We start from the raw sequence: 16,098 nt of genomic DNA, 5'->3' as shown, positions 1-16,098 counted from the left end.
TTTCCCCATGATTGGAATCGATCGAAATACCGGCGCCACGGTCGACGACTGGCTGCAGTTCGTGCAGCGCGCTACCCGTGCCTTGACCACGCCGTTGGGCACTCGTCAGAAGCGTCCGTTATATGGCTGCGCACTCACGCAGTTACTGGGGCAGAACCTCGGTGACGACCTGCTGATCCTCGCCCAGAGCCATGCGGCCCAAGCGTTCTACAACCCGCACAACGGTATCGATGATTTCGAGCCGCAGGTCATCGTTGCCAGCCGGCACGGTGCGGGATTGCTGCTGCGTTTCGCCGGCACCTGGAGAAACCGCAAACAGACTTTCGAGGTGGTGGCATGAGCATGTTGATACCCGGCCAGAACCAACTGGCCGAACCGGCCATCGTCACCGTCGAGGCATTCGAGGATCTGCTCGCAGAATTCAAGACCTTCGTGGTGGAGTATGTCGCGGCACGCTCTCCCGCAAGCGCCGCAAAACTGGTGGACAGCCTCGAAAACGAAAGCGAACTGCTGACCCTGGCCCTCGAGGCGTTCTGTGTCCGGCTGCAAACCCACGAACGCAAATACAACGCCCGCATCAAGCAGATGCTGGCGTGGTGGGCCACCGGCACCAACCTCGATGCTCGCCTCGCGGACATGGGTCTTGAACGCCAGTTGCTCGACCCGGGCGATCCGGCGGCATTCCCGCCCGTTCCCCCGGTCTACGAGAGCGATGACGATGCGCGGCTGCGCTACTACCTGGCGCCCCATGCCCCGGCGGCTGGCTCGCGCATGCAATATCGACGGGAAATTTTCACCCTGGGGCAACGCCCCGTCGTGAAGGTTGAAAGCGCTTCGGCGGGTGTGGTGACGGTCACGTACACCTTCGACCCGGACAGCTACGCCGCCCAGATCAAGGACGGCAACGGACGCCGCACCGCGCCCGGCGAAGTCACGGTCACGGTGCTGTCCCGAGACGGCGATGGAACGCCATCCGAAGCGTTGCTCGACGGCGTTCGCGAGCACTTCGCCCGACCGGATGTACGACCGGAAACGGACCGGGTCATCGTCCAACCCGCGCAGATCAAGAACTACAAGATCCGCGTCGTGGCGAAGATCAATCCCGGCCCTGACTCGGGCCTGACCCAGGTTGCTGCACAGCGGCAACTGCAGGAATACGCCGAGGCCTGCCATCGCCTGGAAGGTCGGGTGGACCCGAGCTGGATTGACTACACGCTGCACAGCGCCGGCGCGGTTCAACTGCAGATTCTCGAACCGCTTGCGCCGATCGTGACGACGGCTTTCCAGGCGCCGTACTGCACGGGCGTCGAGGTCGAGGTGGATACGTTATGAGCGACGACACATCTCGACCGAGCCTGCTGCCGGTCAACAGTTCACCGCTGGAGCGGGCGCTGGATCTTGGGTTTGCCCAATTGCTGGAGCGCATCGATCCGCCGTTTCCCGAGTTGATGAACCCGGCGGCCACGCCTTTGGCGTTCCTGCCGTATTTGGGGGCGGATCGTGGGGTCAGTGAGTGGAGCACCGCGGCGCCCGAGGCTGAAAAACGCCTGACCGTGGAACTCGCTTGGCCCACCGCGCGGCAGGCCGGGACGCGAACGGCGCTGGAAAATGCCGCGAAGGGTTTGCAACTCAGGCCCGAAGTGCGCGCCTGGTATGAACAAACGCCACCAGGCCCGCCCTACAGTTTTTCCGTCAGGGCGTTCACGGAACAGCCCTACAGCGAAACCATCGACGCCCGTCTCGACCGCCGCCTGGCCGATGCCAAGAGTGAGCGCGACACCTTGGGCGTTTCGGTCGGCTTGAGTGCCTTCGGCCGTCACGTCATCGGCGCCGCCACGCTGTGCGGTGAGCTGACTACCGTCTTCCCGATTGTCATCGAAGGGCTGGAAGCCTCGGGCCAAGCCTATATGGCCGCCGGGCTCTACACCGTCGAAACCTCCACTATTTATCCACAGGGGTCCTAAATGGCCGACTACTACACCCTGCTCACCGATGCGGGGATCGCCTACGAAACCGCCTGCAAGGCGGCGGGCACACCGATCAAGTTGTCCCAGATTTCCGTCGGTGACGGCGGCGGTGCGCAATACAACCCGGCGGCTACCGCCACCGCGCTCAAGCGCGAAGTCTGGCGCGGGCCGCTCAATGCGCTGTTCCAGGATGAGAAGAATCCGAGTTGGTTGCTGGCCGAGGTCACCATCCCGTCCGACGTGGGCGGCTGGTATGTGCGTGAGGCGGGGATCTGGACCGATACCGGGATTTTGTATGCGATCGTCAAATATCCGGAGTCGTTCAAGCCGGTATTGGCGACTTCGGGCTCGGGGAAAGAGTTTTATATCCGGTCGATTTTCGAGACGAGTAATGCCGAGCTGGTGACGTTGTTGATTGACGATACCGTGGTCAAGGCGACGCGAGCCTGGGTGATGAGCTATTTGGCTGATGAATTGGCAAAGCTTGATGGTAAGCAGTCGGTTCGTGTGGCTGCGACGGGCAACGTTGTGTTGAGCGGTGCTCAGCAGATCGACGGTGTAGCGGTTACGGCTGGACAGCGAGTGCTATTGCCGGTGCAAACGGCGGCCAAGGAAAACGGGATCTGGGTTGTAGCTAATGGCGCATGGTCGCGAGCTGCGGACGCCAATGTCAGCGCGAAGTTGACCTCTGGCTTGATGGTGATGGTCGAGGAAGGCGCGAAGAATGGCGACTCGCTCTGGCACTTGGTTACGAACGGGCCGATCTCGCTTGGGACCACGGCGCTGATATTCGAGATGCTTGCGGGTCGGACTGGCATCGCCCCTGGGACCTACAAAAGTCTGACGGTCGACAAATACGGTCGGGCGCTGAGTGGGGAGAATCCGGACACACTGGCCGGTTTCGGCATCAAAGACACTTACACGAAGCCGGCAATTGAATCGATGATCGCGCAGGCGTCGGCTCTTCCGGTAGGCGCAATGGTTGCGTTTCCAGTTAACAGCATTCCTCCAGGCTTTCTAGAAGTCGACGGCAGTGTAAAGAGCATTGCTGCATACCCAAGCCTGGCGGCCTTCCTAGGCACGGTATTCAATATGGGCGATGAGGGGGGCGGAAACTTCCGCTTGCCTGAATCGCGTGGCGAGTTTTTGCGCGGTTGGGACCATGGACGTGGTGTCAACATCGGACGAGGTATCGGAACTTACGAGCTAGATGAAATCAAGTCGCATAGTCACATGCTTCCGAACAACCCCAACAACAATGCTCCGGGCTCGGGGTCCGACGGGGGCGAGGGCGCCGCTGGATATCTTGAAACGGGTCGAACAGCTATGGAGGGCGGCTCAGAGACTCGCCCCCGAAACCTTGCGGTCATGTGGTGCATCAAGGCTTGGAACGCGCCGATCAATCAGGGAAATATCGATATCGCAGCACTGCAAGCGTTGGCGGTGCAAGCCACGGAAATCAACCGCGGCACTGCGAAAATTGCGACGCAGGCACTGACTGATGCTGGCACGGATGACAGCAGTATCGTGACGCCGAAGACGCTTCGCTGGAAAGTGTCGTTTCTTATCGCACCCAATGGGTACGTGGCTTTCCCCTCCTGGCTTGGCGGCTTGATTGTCCAGTGGGCCAGTACCCAGGTAACCACAAACGGCGCCAATGGCGGTACCGGGACGGTCACATTGCCTATGGCTTTTCCACATGCATCGTTTGGCGTAATTGCGATCAAGCGGACTACGGCTTTACTAAATGGGGCGGAAACCTACCAAGCGGCACCGTCTGGATTGGCTCAAGCCGTCATAAGCATTGATTCGGCCTCTGGTAATGAAAGTTCTGGTACTCGTGATGTCTTCTATCTCGCGTTGGGTAATTAATTATGAAGAAATATTTTTTTTGTCCTGAAACGCTTGGGCTCTATCCAAACACTCTTTATGGCGATGCGATGGGGAAGGCCAGTATCGAATTGAACGAAAGCGAATATCGCGCGCTTGCAGGTCACGCTTTGGCTTTAGACAAGGACAGACGCCCTGTATTGGCTGTGGCTCTGCCACTTACTTTCGAGCAACTTGCAGCCAAAGAACGGGCTTGGCGTGATAGCGAGCTAAGCGGAACGGAATGGCTGACCGCTCGTCACCGCGACGAAATCGATATGGGTTCCCCTATCACCTTGGCTGCTGAGAAATACAGCGCCTTATTGACTTGGCGCCAGGTGCTACGTGATTGGCCTGCTTCAGCTGAATTTCCCACCGCGGAAAATCGGCCGCCAAAGCCGGAATGGATTGAACAACAAACCCAATAAAAACGCCCCGCACCGACGGGGCGTTTTCCTACCCAACACCAAGGCCCCTTCTCAAGGGGCTTTTTCACATCCGGAGAAACCCAAATGGCACCACGCCAAACCTACACCGTGCTCCTCCCATACCCCACCGGCGGCGGTCACTGGTCGACCACCGGCCAGGAACTCGACCTCCTCGACGTCGAGGCCAACGCCTTGCTCAGCGCCGGTCGCCTGGCATTGAAAAAAACCGAAGCCGGCGAATCGGCTTCCGCATCCACCCCGGCCAAAAAGGCCACCACCAAAAAGGCTGAATAACCATGGCTGAGGTTTTGAACTTCGAGCACAACGGCATCACCGTCAATGCCACCGAATCTCCCGAGGCCATGGGTGGCCTGGGGGACAACGTCATCGGGCTGGTCGGCACCGCGCCGAATGCCAACCCGCTGATTCCGAAAAATACCCCGTTTTGCATCAACAGTTTTACCACCCAAGCCCAGCTCGACCCGAGCGGTGCCGAGGCCGGGACGTTGTTCCACGCGGTGTACCAGATCCTCAAAGTGGTCAAGGTGCCGGTGTATGTGGTCATCGTCGAAGAGGGCGCGACACTGGCCGACACGCAGAACAATGTAATCGGCGGCATCGAGGCGCAGACCGGGCGCAAGTTGGGCCTGGCCGCGTTGAGTGGCGTGGCCGAAGACCTGACGATCATCGGCGCGCCGGGCTTCACCGGCACCAAGGCCGTGGCCGGCGAGTTCGCTTCGTTCGGCAAGCGCATCAAGGCCCGTGTGGTGCTGGATGGCAAGGACGCCTCGGTCGCTGATCAAGTGACCTACAGCCAGGAATTGGGCGGCGCCGACCTCGGTTTCGACCGTTGCCTGGTGGTGCACAACATGCCGGCGGTGTACTCCAAGGCGGCGAAGAAAAACGTCTTCCTGGCCCCGTCGAGCCTGGCCATCGCCGCACTTGCCAAGGTCAAGCAGTGGGAGAGTCCAGGTAATCAGGTGACCTTCGCCGAGGACGTTTCCCGCACCGTCGAATACAACATCCTCGACACCTCCACCGAAGGCGATCTGCTCAACCGCTACGGCGTCAGCTATTACGCCCGCACCATCCTCGGCGGCTTCTCTTTGCTGGGCAACCGTTCCATCACCGGCAAGTTCATCAGCTACGTCGGCCTGGAAGACGCCATCAGCCGCAAGCTGGTGAAGGCCGGCCAAAAAGCCATGGCCAAGAACCTGACCAAGTCGTTCATGGACCAGGAGGTCAAGCGCATCAACGACTGGCTGCAAACCCTGGTGGCCGACGAAACCATTCCTGGCGGCAGCGTGTACCTGCACCCGGAACTGAACAGCGTCGAGAAGTACAAGAACGGCACCTGGTACGTAGTCATCGACTACGGCCGCTATGCGCCGAATGAACACATGATTTATCAACTCAATGCCCGCGATGAAATCATCGAGCAGTTTCTGGAGGACGTTCTCTAATGTTTACCAACCGCGTAAGACAGGCCATTGCGGCCACCCTGCAGGGCCTGCCGTTGTCGGCGACCGTGGAAGAATTCACGCCGCCGAAAATTGAATTCGAAATGGAAGAAATGCGCGGCGGACGCTTCATCGGCGAGGAAATGGCCAAGAGCGGCAAAGCGCTGACAGCCAAACTGGTGCTGCAAGGTGTCGGCCCGGAAATCATGCTGGCGCTGGGCGTGAGCGTCGGAGACGACATCCTGCTGAACGTGCGCGAGGCGGGCCAGGATCAGGACGGCAATACCTGGTTCACCTACCACACTGTGGGCGGCAAGTTGAAATCCCTCGACGAAGCCACCCTGAAAATGAACGAGACGCCCACCACCACCCTGGAGCTGTCCTGCCGCACCTACAGCCGCCTGGAAAACGGCATCCCAGTGATCGACATCGACGTGCGCACCCAGAAGTTCGTGCTCAACGGCGTCGACATTCTTGGCGATGCGCGTCGTGCGGTGTTGCTGCCTTAAGCAGTTGCCAGCCGGCTAGATGCAATCCCTGTGGGAGCGAGCTTGCTCGCGATAGCGGAGTGTCAGACACCTTGATATTGAATGAACCGTCGCCATCGCGAGCAAGCTCGCTCCCACAGGGGATCCCCGATTTTTCAAGGAATTGATTTTATGTCCTGGATGCCTCCAACCCTTGAGCTGTTATCGCCGATCACCGATGACGACGGTTCGCAGCTCGAGCAACTGCAACTCAGGCCGCTGTACTACGCCGCGCAAAAAGACGCCTTGGCCCGTGCCGGCGATGACGAAGACGAGCAATTCTTCGAATTGGCCAAATTGGCCACCGGCCTGTCGGGCAAGGAGCTCGATCAGCTCAAGCGTCCGGATTACGTGAGCATTGCCCAGTACGTGCACGAAATGTCCACGCGCCCGGCGTCGTATTTCCTGGATGACCCACAGGCCGATCCTGACCAGATGCCGCTGCTGCAACCACTCGACGTCGCGGGCCGCAGCCTGACCTCATTGACCCTGGAAATGCCGGTTCTGCGGGCCACCAAGGCGATGAAGAAACTGAAGACGGCCAAGGAACGCGCCGAGTTCATCACGGCCCATTGCACCGGCCTGATGCTGCCCGATCTGGCCTCGCTGACTGTGCCTGACTGGACGCAACTTCAGGTGCGCATCGACGATTTTTTAAACAAACCGGCGGACTTCTTTCGGAGCGCGACATCGAAGTGATCCTCGATGTGGTGCCGCTCATTTACTCGGTAAGTGAAGCGGAAATCCTTGAGTGGGACGCCGGCAAGGCCTTGCGCCGATACGACATCGCGATCACTCGCCTTGGCGTGAAACAGGAGTAGAGCGGGATGGCGGACGATAGATATTCGCTCAGATACGCAGCCTTCACTGAGAGTGGGTCGGCGGCCTCAAATACGAACCCTGCGAGCAGTGTGATCATCTCCGCTGGGGATCGGCTGTCAGGACTGAGCCTCGCGATGGAAAACCTTGGGCTCAAGCTCGGCCGACTGACCACGGCAATCGAGTCGCTGACCGTCAAGCTTTCGGCGCAGCGATTGTTTTCCCAGGCAATGGGAACCGGCGCCAAGGGCGAGACAGCCAAGGAACCGAAGGGTCAGCCGGCCGGCGGTATTGAGCCACCAGAACTGCTGAAACCCGCGATAGCGATGGATTCAGCCATTGCCGATCTGAAGATGGCCACCCAATTCGGCCCTCGCCAGATTGCCGAGATGGCTGAGCCCACCCAGCGCATCGCCAGCGCGCCATTGGTGGCGGCGGGCGGGACCACGGCGGTTGATGTCGTGAGGATGGAAAGCCTGGCGGCCAGGGCGGGAATCAGCAGCGATCTGCCCAATGCCTCGGACCGGCAATTGGCACTGTTGCGCTTTGCCAGTGATGCAGGGGTGACGGCATCCACATTCAAGATGCCGGCCATGGAAGCCGCCGAGATGCTGCTCGGCTGGCGCACCGCCATGAAACTCAGCGCTGAAAAAGCGTTTGACCTGGCGGATGCAACCAACCACCTCGGCAAGCTCCCCGGCGGTGCGAAAGCCAGTGAGATCGGTACCGTGTTGCAGCGTGACGGTGCGGCCGCGACCTCGGCGGGTTTGCAACCAGCGCAAGCCGCAGCGTTGACGGCGGCGTTGCTCAACACCGGTTCGCAACAAGCTGAAGCCGGCGCCGCGCTGGATAGCTTCGCGAAGGCTTTGGGCAAGGGCAATCAAGCCTCCGCGACCGAGCAGGCAGCCTGGAAGCAGTTGCGGCTTGACCCTGAGGAAGTGGCGAGTGGGCTGCGTGCCAAATACGCAGCGCCCGGTACGGTGATGTCGGTATTGGCGGCCTTGAATGCGCAGCCTGTGGACCAGCGCCCGAACCTCGCCGCTTCGCTGTTTGGCGTGGGCGACCAAGCGGTGCTACGCATGGCTCAGAAGCTTGACGATGTGAACGCAGCGTTCTGGCAGGTGAAAGACCCGGCCCACTACGCCACGTCGCTATTGGGTGACAAGGGCTCGGTGCGGCAGGATGCGTTGGCGTTGTCGAACACCCAGCAAGGTCGGTGGAACGTCTTCAACGCCAGCAATGAGCGTTTGTCGGCGGCCGCTGGCAATGCCGTGACACCCGTTGTGGACAGCTCGCTGCAATGGCTCGGGTCGTTGAACGATGACATGAGCGAGTTGGCTGAAACCTCACCTAAAGCCGCCGCCGCCATTGTGCTGGTCGGCGCGGCGATCAAGCCGCTGGTGGGGGCGTTGCTCAAGGCCCTCACGGATGAATTGGGCAGTCGAGCGGCCAACCGAATTTTGGAGCCGACGAGCGCTGCGAAGGCCGAGGGTGGTGTGAGCGGCGGCCGCTCCCTGCAAGGCGTGACCAGTTCATTGCGTACGGTGACTCGTTTAATGCCCAAAGCGATGGTTTTAGGTGCCGCCGCTGAGGTCGTCGAGGGCGCGATCAATGGGGACGGCGGAATGATCGGAGAGGGCCTGGGGGCCGCTGGCGGCGGCTGGGCGGGCGCGTCGGCAGGCGCTGCGATTGGCACCTTTTTCGGTCCGGGCATCGGCACCGTCCTCGGTGGAGCGATCGGCGCGCTTGTTGGCGGCCTGACGGGAAGCTCGATGGGCAGGGAGGCGGGGTCCTGGCTGGGTGACAAACTCGCCACGCCCGCCGACAGGCTCGCCGCCCCAGAGCAGGTCAGCAAAGACCTGCACGGCACCCAGGCAACCACCCAGCAAAACACCCTGACCGCAAACATCTACATCAACGGCCAGGATCAGGCCAGTGCCGCCCAATTGGCGAACCTGGTGGTGCAACAAATCAGCAGCCAATTCCAACTCATGCCCAACCCACTCGCCATGCGCAGTGACGCGGCCCTGACGGACGGAGGTACGTGATGCGTCAACAAATGGCGTTGGGCAATTTCATTTTCGGCCTCTCCCGCAACTTCGCTTATCACTCGCTGGTTCGCACCTCGGACGGTGGCTGGAAAAACATCGACATCCTCACCAGCAAACCCAGGTCCAGTCAGGTCGGGCAAGGCTTGCAAGGGCTGACGATCACCGGCAAATCGATGTACGCGACCGCCATGGATCGCCTCGATGAATTGCGAGCGCTGCAAGCCTTGCGCATCCCTTTGCCATTGGTCGATGGCATCGGTCGCAACTGGGGGCTGTGGCAGATCAACAAGGTGTCGGAGACCCAGACCGAGGTCATCGACGATGGCACGGCGATGGTGGTCGGTTGGGTGATTGATTTGACGGAGTTCGCCAATGCGTAGGGTTCGAAGTATCGCCGGTGATTCGGTGAATCTGTTGCTGTACCGCGAGCTTGAGCGCTGTGACGACCTCGTTGAGGAGGCGCTCTGGCTGCTAAATCCGGGGTTGGCGCAATGGGGCCCGGTATTGCCGGCGGGCGTATGGATTGTCCTGCCGGAAGTGGATCTCAAGCCCGTGGCGATCCCTCCGGTTTCGGCCTGGGATTAAGGAGGCGACATGTCATTGGGTTTCACGCCTGCGGTGGAAATTTATGGTGCGAACGCCGCGCTGCTCAACGAACGCCTGCTCGGTTGGAGCCACGTCGACGCGGCGGGGATCGAGTCCGATCAATTGACGCTCACCATCAGCCTGGACGGACTCGAAGGGTTGCCAAGCCTGGGCGGGAAAATCGGCCTGCGGGTCGGTTATCTTGAATCGGGGCTGGTGGACAAAGGCGAGTTTGTCATCACTCGGCGCACGCCGTTGCTGTTTCCTCTGCAACTCGTTCTGGTGGCCATGGCGGCGCCGTTCAGCGCGGCTGACCAGACGGGCTTCAAGCAGCGCCGATCCATCAGCCATGGCCCGACGACCCTGGGGGCGTTGTTTCGGGAGCTGACGTCCAGGCACGGGTTCTCGCCCCGTGTGGCGCCGGAGCTTTCGCTGATTAAAATCGAGCACATTGACCAAACCAACGAAACCGACATGGGCTTGCTGACCCGCCTGGCCCATCGTTATGACGCTGTGGCCAAACCAGTCAACGAGTTGTATGTGCTGGCCCGGCGCGGTCAGGCGAAGTCGTTGTCGGGCAAGGTCCTGCCCGAGATAAGGCTGTCGGTGACGACGAACAATCGCCCGGGCGACCACGCTTTCATTTCGGCCAAGCTGGATGAAACCGCGCGGGCGAAGTACGAGGGTTGCAAGACCTGTTGGTGGGATGCGGCGGCGGGCAAGCTGCGGGTCGAGGAGAGCGGCATCGCGCCGTTCAAGACCCTGCGCCAGCGCTTCCAGAGCGCAGAAGAGGCCCGCGCCGCCGGCGAAGGCGAGGTGCGCCGGATGCTGCGCGAGGCCCTCAAGGTGACGATCGAATGCCCGGGTAACCCGGCGCTGTCCGCCGAGGGCATCGTGCTGCTCGATCCTTCCTGGCCCGATTTCATGCGCGGTCGCTGGTCGATCGACAAGGTCACCGCCAGCGGTAGCCGGGAGAAAAGCTACCGCTGCAGCGTTGAGGCGACTTGCCTGGATGCAAGAGCGTGACCGGGGCTTGGAGGGGCCATCATTCAGTTACGTAGCATTCGCCGTGCGTCGTCGAGACTGATTTTTTTGATGATATCTGCCGGCACCCTTGAGGTCGCGGACAAGTTATACACCTGAAAATCATCATCAATGATCTGCTTGGACATCAGTTTTAGAGAAGGCAGGATGCGAGTCTTGTAATGCTGATCCAACCCGCAGGGCGAGCGTTTGCTTTCGACCGTTTCATAGAATCGGCCGGCCGCTTGGTCCAAGTCGAAACCTACAAGGAAAACCCTATTGAAGCCCAGATGGTAGGCGACCTGTAAGGCCAAATACATCACCGTCCTGGCATCGAAGCAACCGAGGGTCATATTTTTGCTGAAGCCGATGTCTTTGCTTCGCTTGCTAAAAAGAGATCTGTACCTGACGAGAGACTTCTGCGGGTTGAATAACGTGGAGCAGATCGAGGCCCTGGGAGCTTTTTTCAAGCCGAAGGCTCGCCCGCTTGGCTTAGCTTGGACGATGTCGAACTGGTCCTCCCATAAGGCAACGTTCTCACTGAGCCGCATAGCGGTTGCAAAAAGATCGGGCTGCTGGAGCGGGAAGTGGGTATCGGAGCAGATGTAAAAAAAGGGTTTTGTATGCGCTTGGCTGAACATGGATATAGCGCCGTTCATGGTAATCATGGGTACGGCTGAAAACTCCTCCAGCGGAAAGCCCTTCGCTGAGTTGCCCGAGGCGATGATGAAAACCGGTCCACTTTTTACATTCCTACATTCGCTAAAGCTCATGTTTTCAAACGGTGTAAACGATGACTCCGTAATGAGCGATTTCTCAAAACTACTTCGCCTGCTCATTCATTCCATTCCGTTAGTCAATGATCGTTGTTGTATTCATTCGCGTTAAAGAGAGCGCCATGTTCATCACCCCAGCCCAACTACTGCGTATCCTCCCAAACGCCGGCGACAATGCCGGCGTTTTTGCACCTCTCCTAGGCACTGCCATGGAGCTTTACCAGATCATCGGCCCCAAGCGTGCCGCCGCATTCATTGCGCAGGTGGGGCACGAGTCCGGCCAGCTGCGGCACGTACGGGAGCTAGGCAACGATGTTTATTTATCAAAGTATGACACTGGCCGATTGGCTTCGTGCCTGGGCAACTCCCCCGAAGCCGATGGCGACGGGCAAAAATACCGTGGGCGAGGTCTGATCCAGATCACCGGGCGGGCTAATTACCAGGCCTGCGGTAAAGCCTTGAGTCTGGATCTGATGGAGCAGCCTGCATTGCTGGAGCTGCCGCGATGGGCCGCGCTTTCGGCTGCGTGGTTCTGGGCGTCGCATGGGCTTAATTCTCTCGCTGATGCTGGTCGATTCGACGCCATCACGCAGCGGATCAATGGCGGCCAGAATGGCGCGGCGCAGCGGCGGGCCTTGCATGGGCGGGCGTTGCAGGTGTTGGGATGAATCCGGCGCTGTTGAGGTTCTTTCCCATCACAGTATTGGGGCTTTTACTGCTGGCGACCAGCATGGCATGGAAGGTCCAGGATTGGCGTTACGGCAGGGTCTTGGCCGAGCAAGCGCGGGCGCAGGCCGAGACCTTAAAGCAGATGACCGCGGCAGCTGCGGCTTCCCAGCATAAGGAAACACAGAAACGCCTCGCCCTGGAACAACAACTCTCCACCAGCGAACAAACCCATTACCGAGCCCTGAGCGATGCCCAACGTGATCAGGATCGCCTGCGCGATCGCCTTGCTACTGCCAATGTCCGGCTGTCAGTCCTCCTCGACGCCGACGATGTCGCCGCCGGTTGTACAGTGCCTGCCACCACCGGCACCGGCGGCGTGGATCATGGCGCCTCACGCGCCCGACTTGACCCGGCGCATGCTCAACGAATTATCGCCATCACCGACGCGGGCGACCGTGGACTGATTGCCTTGCAGGCCTGCCAGGCGTATGTCAGGGCGCTGGGCCGGTAATCCGCCGAGTCTTGCAAGCGGCGATTGCTCGTGTACGGTAGGGCCCATTGCGTCGAATCAGGAGAGCAGCGTGGACGACATCACTGAACTGGCCGCTGAATTGGGTAGGCGCTTGCAGGTGCTAAATGCCCATGTCACCACGGCCGAGTCTTGCACCGGCGGGGGGATCGCCGAGGCAATCACTCGGATTCCGGGGAGCTCGGCCTGGTTCGAGGCCGGTTTTGTCACGTATTCCAATCGCCAGAAAACCCAGCAGTTGGGTGTTCCCGCAGAGCTGTTCGACAAAGTCGGCGCGGTCAGTCGCGAGGTGGTGGAGGCCATGGTGCGCGGCGCCCAGCAGAAAAGCCTGGCGCGGTTTGCCGTGGCGGTCAGCGGCGTGGCCGGGCCGGACGGGGGCTCGCCGAGCAAGCCGGTGGGCACGGTGTGGCTTGCCTGGGGTGTTGGCGAGGCGGTGTACAGCGAGCAGAAATTCTTACCTGGCAACCGCGACGAGGTCCGCCGACAAACGGTGAAGGCCGCGCTAGACGGGCTGTTACAACATGCCGCCGCAGAAATCTCAAATCAGGGGTAGGCGATCCCCGATCGCTGTGGAATAATACTGGCTACTTATACAGGTGTTGGCCGTCAGGCCTTATTGATTACGTGAGGACTTTAATGGACGACAACAAGAAGAAAGCCTTGGCTGCGGCCTTGGGTCAGATCGAACGTCAATTCGGCAAGGGTGCCGTAATGCGTATGGGCGATCAGGACCGCCAGGCTATTCCCTCCATCTCCACCGGCTCCCTGGGCCTGGACATCGCGCTTGGCATCGGCGGCTTGCCAAAAGGTCGTATTGTTGAAATCTACGGTCCCGAATCTTCCGGTAAGACCACGCTGACGCTGTCCGTGATCGCCCAGGCTCAAAAAGCGGGCGCTACCTGCGCCTTCGTCGACGCCGAACACGCCTTGGACCCGGAATATGCCGGCAAGCTGGGCGTCAACGTCGATGACCTGCTGGTCTCCCAACCGGACACCGGCGAGCAGGCCTTGGAGATCACCGACATGCTGGTGCGCTCCAACGCAGTTGACGTGATCATCGTCGACTCCGTGGCGGCCCTGGTACCGAAAGCGGAAATCGAAGGTGAGATGGGCGACACGCACGTGGGTCTGCAGGCTCGCCTGATGTCCCAGGCCTTGCGCAAGATCACCGGTAACATCAAGAACGCCAACTGCCTGGTGATCTTCATCAACCAGATCCGCATGAAGATCGGCGTGATGTTCGGCAGCCCTGAAACCACCACCGGTGGTAACGCGTTGAAGTTCTACGCCTCGGTTCGCCTGGACATCCGTCGTACTGGCGCGGTGAAAGAAGGTGATGAGGTTGTCGGCAGCGAAACCCGCGTCAAGGTTGTGAAGAACAAGGTGGCATCGCCGTTCCGTCAGGCTGAGTTCCAGATCCTGTACGGCAAGGGTATCTACCTCAACGGCGAAATGATCGATCTGGGTGTGCTGCACGGTTTCGTCGAGAAGTCGGGCGCCTGGTATGCCTACAACGGCACCAAGATCGGTCAGGGCAAGGCCAACTCGGCCAAATTCCTGGCGGACAACCCGGAAGTCGCGGCAGCCCTCGAGAAGCAACTGCGTGACAAGCTGTTGAGCCCGGTGGCGGACGTCAAAGCCGTGGCCAACCGCGAGACTGCCGACGACCTGGCCGACGCTGATATCTGATTGATCCGATGACCGCCGTACTCGATACCCTCGTCGCGGTGCGGCGAGCTGCGATGGACCTGCTCGCCAGGCGCGAGCACGGTCGTGTGGAGCTGACGCGTAAACTGCGTCAACGCGGGGCTCATGATGAGTTGATCGACGCCGCTCTTGACCGTTTGACGGAAGAGGGGCTGTTATCGGAAGCGCGGTACCTCGAGAGCTTCGTCTCTTATCGCGCCCGCTCCGGCTACGGTCCAATGCGCATTCGTGAAGAGCTTGGCCAACGCGGGTTGCAACGAGCGGATATCGAATCAGCCTTGCGCGAGAGCGGTATCGATTGGCAGCAACAGTTAGCCGAGACCTGGCGCCGCAAGTTTTCGGGACATTTGCCTATCGACATTCGGGAGCGTGCCAAGCAAGGGCGTTTCCTGGCGTATCGAGGCTATTCCATGGAAATGATCAACCGCTTGTTCAGTGGTCGCAGCATGGACGACTAAAAACGGCCCGCTATGTCGATAGCGGGCCGTTTTTTTATGGGCTCACGTTACCTTGATCGGCTCCCAAGTCAGGGGGTGGGCCTTGGCGGTGGGTTGGGCCCAGTTTTCCGGCAGGTTGATGTAGTCCACCAATTCCCTTAAGCGACCGTGGTCACGGGCGTTGAACGTAAATGCCAATCGCGTCAGATGACTGAAGGGCGCTTCCTCGGGTTCTTCGCCGTTGTAAGCGTGCTGATGGAAACAGTCATTCAGGCACAGGTCGGCGAACTCGGCCTGCATTTGTTGCAGTGCTTGTTCACTGAGTTCGTGATTCATGCGGATCACGAACTGATGCTTGAGCCAGCGGCTGGAATGGAAGTTACGGTAGAACTGGTTGATTTCCCCCACAGCGTCCTCGGCGCAGTACACCAGGCGCATCAACTTCATGTCGGTCGGCAGGATGTAGCGGTTTTCCTCCAATTGTTCGCGGATAAAGTCCAGGGCGCTCTGCCAGAACTTGCCTCCGGGCACGTCCAGCAATACCACCGGTACCAATGGGCTTTTGCCCGTCTGCACCAGAGTCAGGACCTCCAATGCTTCGTCAAGAGTGCCGAAACCGCCGGGGCACAGCACCAAGGCATCGGCTTCCTTGACGAAAAAAAGCTTGCGAGTGAAGAAGAAATGGAACGGCAACAGGTTCTGCGTCCCTTCGACGGTCGGGTTCGCATGCTGCTCGAAGGGCAGGGTGATGTTGAATCCCAGGCTGTGCTCGCGGCCCGCGCCTTCATGGGCCGCGGCCATGATCCCGCCGCCTGCGCCGGTGATCACCATCATGTCTGACCGAGCCAGCGCCGCTCCCAGCTCCCGTGCCAAGCCATACAAAGGGTGTTCGATGGGCGTTCGGGCCGAGCCGAAGACCGTAACCTTGCGGCGCCCTTTGAATTGTTCCAGCGTTCGAAACGCATGTTCCAGTTCCCGAAGGGCCTGAAGCGTGATCTTGGCATTCCAGCGGTTGTGATCTTCCTGGGCCATGCGCAGCACGGTCAGGATCATGTCGCGGTAGATGGGGAGGTTGGGGCTGTTGGGCGATACCAGGTTGAGTTGCTCTTCGACCTTGCGGGTGAGGTCGTGGCCATGGTTCTCAAAATGACGGCTGAGCAGGTCATTCGGTTTGTAAGGCATTCAGCTTCTCCTTCTGAACAGGACCCCGGTCCTGACGAGAGATTCATCAGGGCCACGACACTTCCTGTG

20 protein-coding genes are annotated in these 16,098 nt (G+C 60.0%); 18 read left to right on the top strand and 2 right to left on the bottom strand.

Going from position 1 to position 16,098, the window contains the following annotated elements:
• Positions 1 to 7: 7 nt before the first annotated feature.
• From J3P90_RS20215 to J3P90_RS20155, 13 genes are all read left to right on the top strand, one after another.
• Positions 8 to 340: a phage baseplate protein gene (locus tag J3P90_RS20215; RefSeq protein ID WP_420764265.1), complete on the top strand. Its 333-nt coding sequence runs from the start codon at positions 8 to 10 to the stop codon at positions 338 to 340.
• Positions 337 to 1,332 (top strand): baseplate J/gp47 family protein, encoded by a 996-nt coding sequence (locus J3P90_RS20210; RefSeq protein WP_434628314.1) that lies wholly within the window; start codon positions 337 to 339, stop codon positions 1,330 to 1,332. The genes J3P90_RS20215 and J3P90_RS20210 overlap by 4 nt, the downstream gene beginning before the upstream one ends.
• Positions 1,329 to 1,964 (top strand): phage tail protein I, encoded by a 636-nt coding sequence (locus tag J3P90_RS20205; protein WP_434675296.1) that lies wholly within the window; start codon positions 1,329 to 1,331, stop codon positions 1,962 to 1,964. The genes J3P90_RS20210 and J3P90_RS20205 overlap by 4 nt, the downstream gene beginning before the upstream one ends.
• Positions 1,965 to 3,839 carry a phage tail-collar fiber domain-containing protein gene (locus tag J3P90_RS20200; RefSeq protein ID WP_434675295.1) on the top strand — a complete coding sequence of 625 codons (1,875 nt, stop codon included), beginning with the start codon at positions 1,965 to 1,967 and terminating at the stop codon, positions 3,837 to 3,839.
• A gap of 2 nt (positions 3,840 to 3,841) precedes the next feature.
• Complete coding sequence (locus J3P90_RS20195; protein ID WP_420764269.1) at positions 3,842 to 4,264, top strand: phage tail assembly chaperone; 423 nt, start codon at positions 3,842 to 3,844, stop codon at positions 4,262 to 4,264.
• Between the two features lie 84 nt (positions 4,265 to 4,348).
• Entirely contained in the window at positions 4,349 to 4,558 is a 210-nt protein-coding gene (locus tag J3P90_RS20190; protein WP_434562576.1) for a hypothetical protein, read from the top strand.
• A gap of 2 nt (positions 4,559 to 4,560) precedes the next feature.
• Complete coding sequence (locus J3P90_RS20185) at positions 4,561 to 5,727, top strand: phage tail protein (RefSeq protein ID WP_434675294.1); 1,167 nt, start codon at positions 4,561 to 4,563, stop codon at positions 5,725 to 5,727.
• Entirely contained in the window at positions 5,727 to 6,233 is a 507-nt protein-coding gene (locus tag J3P90_RS20180) for a phage major tail tube protein (protein ID WP_434675293.1), read from the top strand. Before J3P90_RS20185 ends, J3P90_RS20180 begins: the two co-directional genes overlap by 1 nt.
• Positions 6,234 to 6,383: 150 nt before the next feature.
• Complete coding sequence (locus tag J3P90_RS20175; protein ID WP_434609873.1) at positions 6,384 to 6,950, top strand: phage tail assembly protein; 567 nt, start codon at positions 6,384 to 6,386, stop codon at positions 6,948 to 6,950.
• 257 nt (positions 6,951 to 7,207) lie between these two features.
• Positions 7,208 to 9,118 (top strand): phage tail tape measure protein, encoded by a 1,911-nt coding sequence (locus J3P90_RS20170; protein ID WP_434675292.1) that lies wholly within the window; start codon positions 7,208 to 7,210, stop codon positions 9,116 to 9,118.
• Positions 9,118 to 9,501 (top strand): phage tail protein, encoded by a 384-nt coding sequence (locus J3P90_RS20165; protein ID WP_420764275.1) that lies wholly within the window; start codon positions 9,118 to 9,120, stop codon positions 9,499 to 9,501. Before J3P90_RS20170 ends, J3P90_RS20165 begins: the two co-directional genes overlap by 1 nt.
• The gene (locus J3P90_RS20160; RefSeq protein WP_420764276.1) at positions 9,494 to 9,706 is read left to right on the top strand and encodes a tail protein X; all 213 of its coding nucleotides are present in this window, start codon (positions 9,494 to 9,496) and stop codon (positions 9,704 to 9,706) included. The genes J3P90_RS20165 and J3P90_RS20160 overlap by 8 nt, the downstream gene beginning before the upstream one ends.
• A 9-nt stretch (positions 9,707 to 9,715) precedes the next feature.
• Positions 9,716 to 10,732 (top strand): phage late control D family protein, encoded by a 1,017-nt coding sequence (locus tag J3P90_RS20155; protein WP_434675291.1) that lies wholly within the window; start codon positions 9,716 to 9,718, stop codon positions 10,730 to 10,732.
• A gap of 23 nt (positions 10,733 to 10,755) precedes the next feature.
• Here J3P90_RS20155 and J3P90_RS20150 read toward each other — a convergent pair whose 3' ends face one another.
• Entirely contained in the window at positions 10,756 to 11,568 is an 813-nt protein-coding gene (locus J3P90_RS20150; RefSeq protein WP_420764278.1) for a lipopolysaccharide biosynthesis protein, read from the bottom strand.
• Between the two features lie 59 nt (positions 11,569 to 11,627).
• On the opposite strand from J3P90_RS20150, the gene J3P90_RS20145 reads away from it, so the two are divergent.
• The 5 genes from J3P90_RS20145 (at position 11,628) to recX (ending at position 14,868) form a co-directional block, all read left to right on the top strand.
• Complete coding sequence (locus J3P90_RS20145; protein ID WP_420764279.1) at positions 11,628 to 12,173, top strand: glycoside hydrolase family 19 protein; 546 nt, start codon at positions 11,628 to 11,630, stop codon at positions 12,171 to 12,173.
• Positions 12,170 to 12,685, top strand: coding sequence for a lysis system i-spanin subunit Rz (locus tag J3P90_RS20140; RefSeq protein ID WP_434609880.1), 516 nt, complete (start codon positions 12,170 to 12,172; stop codon positions 12,683 to 12,685). The genes J3P90_RS20145 and J3P90_RS20140 overlap by 4 nt, the downstream gene beginning before the upstream one ends.
• A 70-nt stretch (positions 12,686 to 12,755) precedes the next feature.
• Positions 12,756 to 13,256: a CinA family protein gene (locus J3P90_RS20135; RefSeq protein WP_434562588.1), complete on the top strand. Its 501-nt coding sequence runs from the start codon at positions 12,756 to 12,758 to the stop codon at positions 13,254 to 13,256.
• Between the two features lie 83 nt (positions 13,257 to 13,339).
• Positions 13,340 to 14,392 carry a recombinase RecA gene (gene recA, locus J3P90_RS20130; protein WP_420764282.1) on the top strand — a complete coding sequence of 351 codons (1,053 nt, stop codon included), beginning with the start codon at positions 13,340 to 13,342 and terminating at the stop codon, positions 14,390 to 14,392.
• 8 nt (positions 14,393 to 14,400) lie between these two features.
• A complete protein-coding gene (recX, locus tag J3P90_RS20125) occupies positions 14,401 to 14,868 on the top strand; it encodes a recombination regulator RecX (RefSeq protein ID WP_434609886.1) in 468 nt (155 codons plus the stop codon).
• A 42-nt stretch (positions 14,869 to 14,910) separates the two neighbouring features.
• On the opposite strand, the gene J3P90_RS20120 is transcribed toward recX, so the two are convergent.
• Complete coding sequence (locus J3P90_RS20120; RefSeq protein ID WP_434675290.1) at positions 14,911 to 16,029, bottom strand: TIGR00730 family Rossman fold protein; 1,119 nt, start codon at positions 16,027 to 16,029, stop codon at positions 14,911 to 14,913.
• Between the last annotated feature and the right edge of the window lie 69 nt (positions 16,030 to 16,098).

The sequence above is a fragment of the Pseudomonas sp. D3-10 genome, from assembly GCF_051132175.1.
In the GTDB taxonomy this organism is placed as follows: Bacteria; Pseudomonadota; Gammaproteobacteria; order Pseudomonadales; family Pseudomonadaceae; genus Aquipseudomonas.
This window is presented reverse-complemented; position numbering and strand designations above follow the sequence as displayed.

Excerpts from the sequence above, each read along its gene's own strand:
- recA (WP_420764282.1), top strand. The coding sequence starts at position 13,340 with ATGGACGACAACAAGAAGAAAGCCTTGGCTGCGGCCTTGGGTCAGATC.
- J3P90_RS20200 (WP_434675295.1), top strand. The coding sequence starts at position 1,965 with ATGGCCGACTACTACACCCTGCTCACCGATGCGGGGATCGCCTACGAA.
- J3P90_RS20170 (WP_434675292.1), top strand. The coding sequence starts at position 7,208 with ATGGAAAACCTTGGGCTCAAGCTCGGCCGACTGACCACGGCAATCGAG.
- J3P90_RS20145 (WP_420764279.1), top strand. The coding sequence starts at position 11,628 with ATGTTCATCACCCCAGCCCAACTACTGCGTATCCTCCCAAACGCCGGC.
- J3P90_RS20175 (WP_434609873.1), top strand. The coding sequence starts at position 6,384 with ATGTCCTGGATGCCTCCAACCCTTGAGCTGTTATCGCCGATCACCGAT.
- J3P90_RS20140 (WP_434609880.1), top strand. The coding sequence starts at position 12,170 with ATGAATCCGGCGCTGTTGAGGTTCTTTCCCATCACAGTATTGGGGCTT.
- J3P90_RS20190 (WP_434562576.1), top strand. The coding sequence starts at position 4,349 with ATGGCACCACGCCAAACCTACACCGTGCTCCTCCCATACCCCACCGGC.
- J3P90_RS20180 (WP_434675293.1), top strand. The coding sequence starts at position 5,727 with ATGTTTACCAACCGCGTAAGACAGGCCATTGCGGCCACCCTGCAGGGC.
- recX (WP_434609886.1), top strand. The coding sequence starts at position 14,401 with ATGACCGCCGTACTCGATACCCTCGTCGCGGTGCGGCGAGCTGCGATG.
- J3P90_RS20155 (WP_434675291.1), top strand. The coding sequence starts at position 9,716 with ATGTCATTGGGTTTCACGCCTGCGGTGGAAATTTATGGTGCGAACGCC.
- J3P90_RS20150 (WP_420764278.1), bottom strand. The coding sequence starts at position 11,568 with ATGAGCAGGCGAAGTAGTTTTGAGAAATCGCTCATTACGGAGTCATCG.
- J3P90_RS20165 (WP_420764275.1), top strand. The coding sequence starts at position 9,118 with ATGCGTCAACAAATGGCGTTGGGCAATTTCATTTTCGGCCTCTCCCGC.
- J3P90_RS20185 (WP_434675294.1), top strand. The coding sequence starts at position 4,561 with ATGGCTGAGGTTTTGAACTTCGAGCACAACGGCATCACCGTCAATGCC.
- J3P90_RS20120 (WP_434675290.1), bottom strand. The coding sequence starts at position 16,029 with ATGCCTTACAAACCGAATGACCTGCTCAGCCGTCATTTTGAGAACCAT.
- J3P90_RS20215 (WP_420764265.1), top strand. The coding sequence starts at position 8 with ATGATTGGAATCGATCGAAATACCGGCGCCACGGTCGACGACTGGCTG.
- J3P90_RS20205 (WP_434675296.1), top strand. The coding sequence starts at position 1,329 with ATGAGCGACGACACATCTCGACCGAGCCTGCTGCCGGTCAACAGTTCA.
- J3P90_RS20160 (WP_420764276.1), top strand. The coding sequence starts at position 9,494 with ATGCGTAGGGTTCGAAGTATCGCCGGTGATTCGGTGAATCTGTTGCTG.
- J3P90_RS20210 (WP_434628314.1), top strand. The coding sequence starts at position 337 with ATGAGCATGTTGATACCCGGCCAGAACCAACTGGCCGAACCGGCCATC.
- J3P90_RS20195 (WP_420764269.1), top strand. The coding sequence starts at position 3,842 with ATGAAGAAATATTTTTTTTGTCCTGAAACGCTTGGGCTCTATCCAAAC.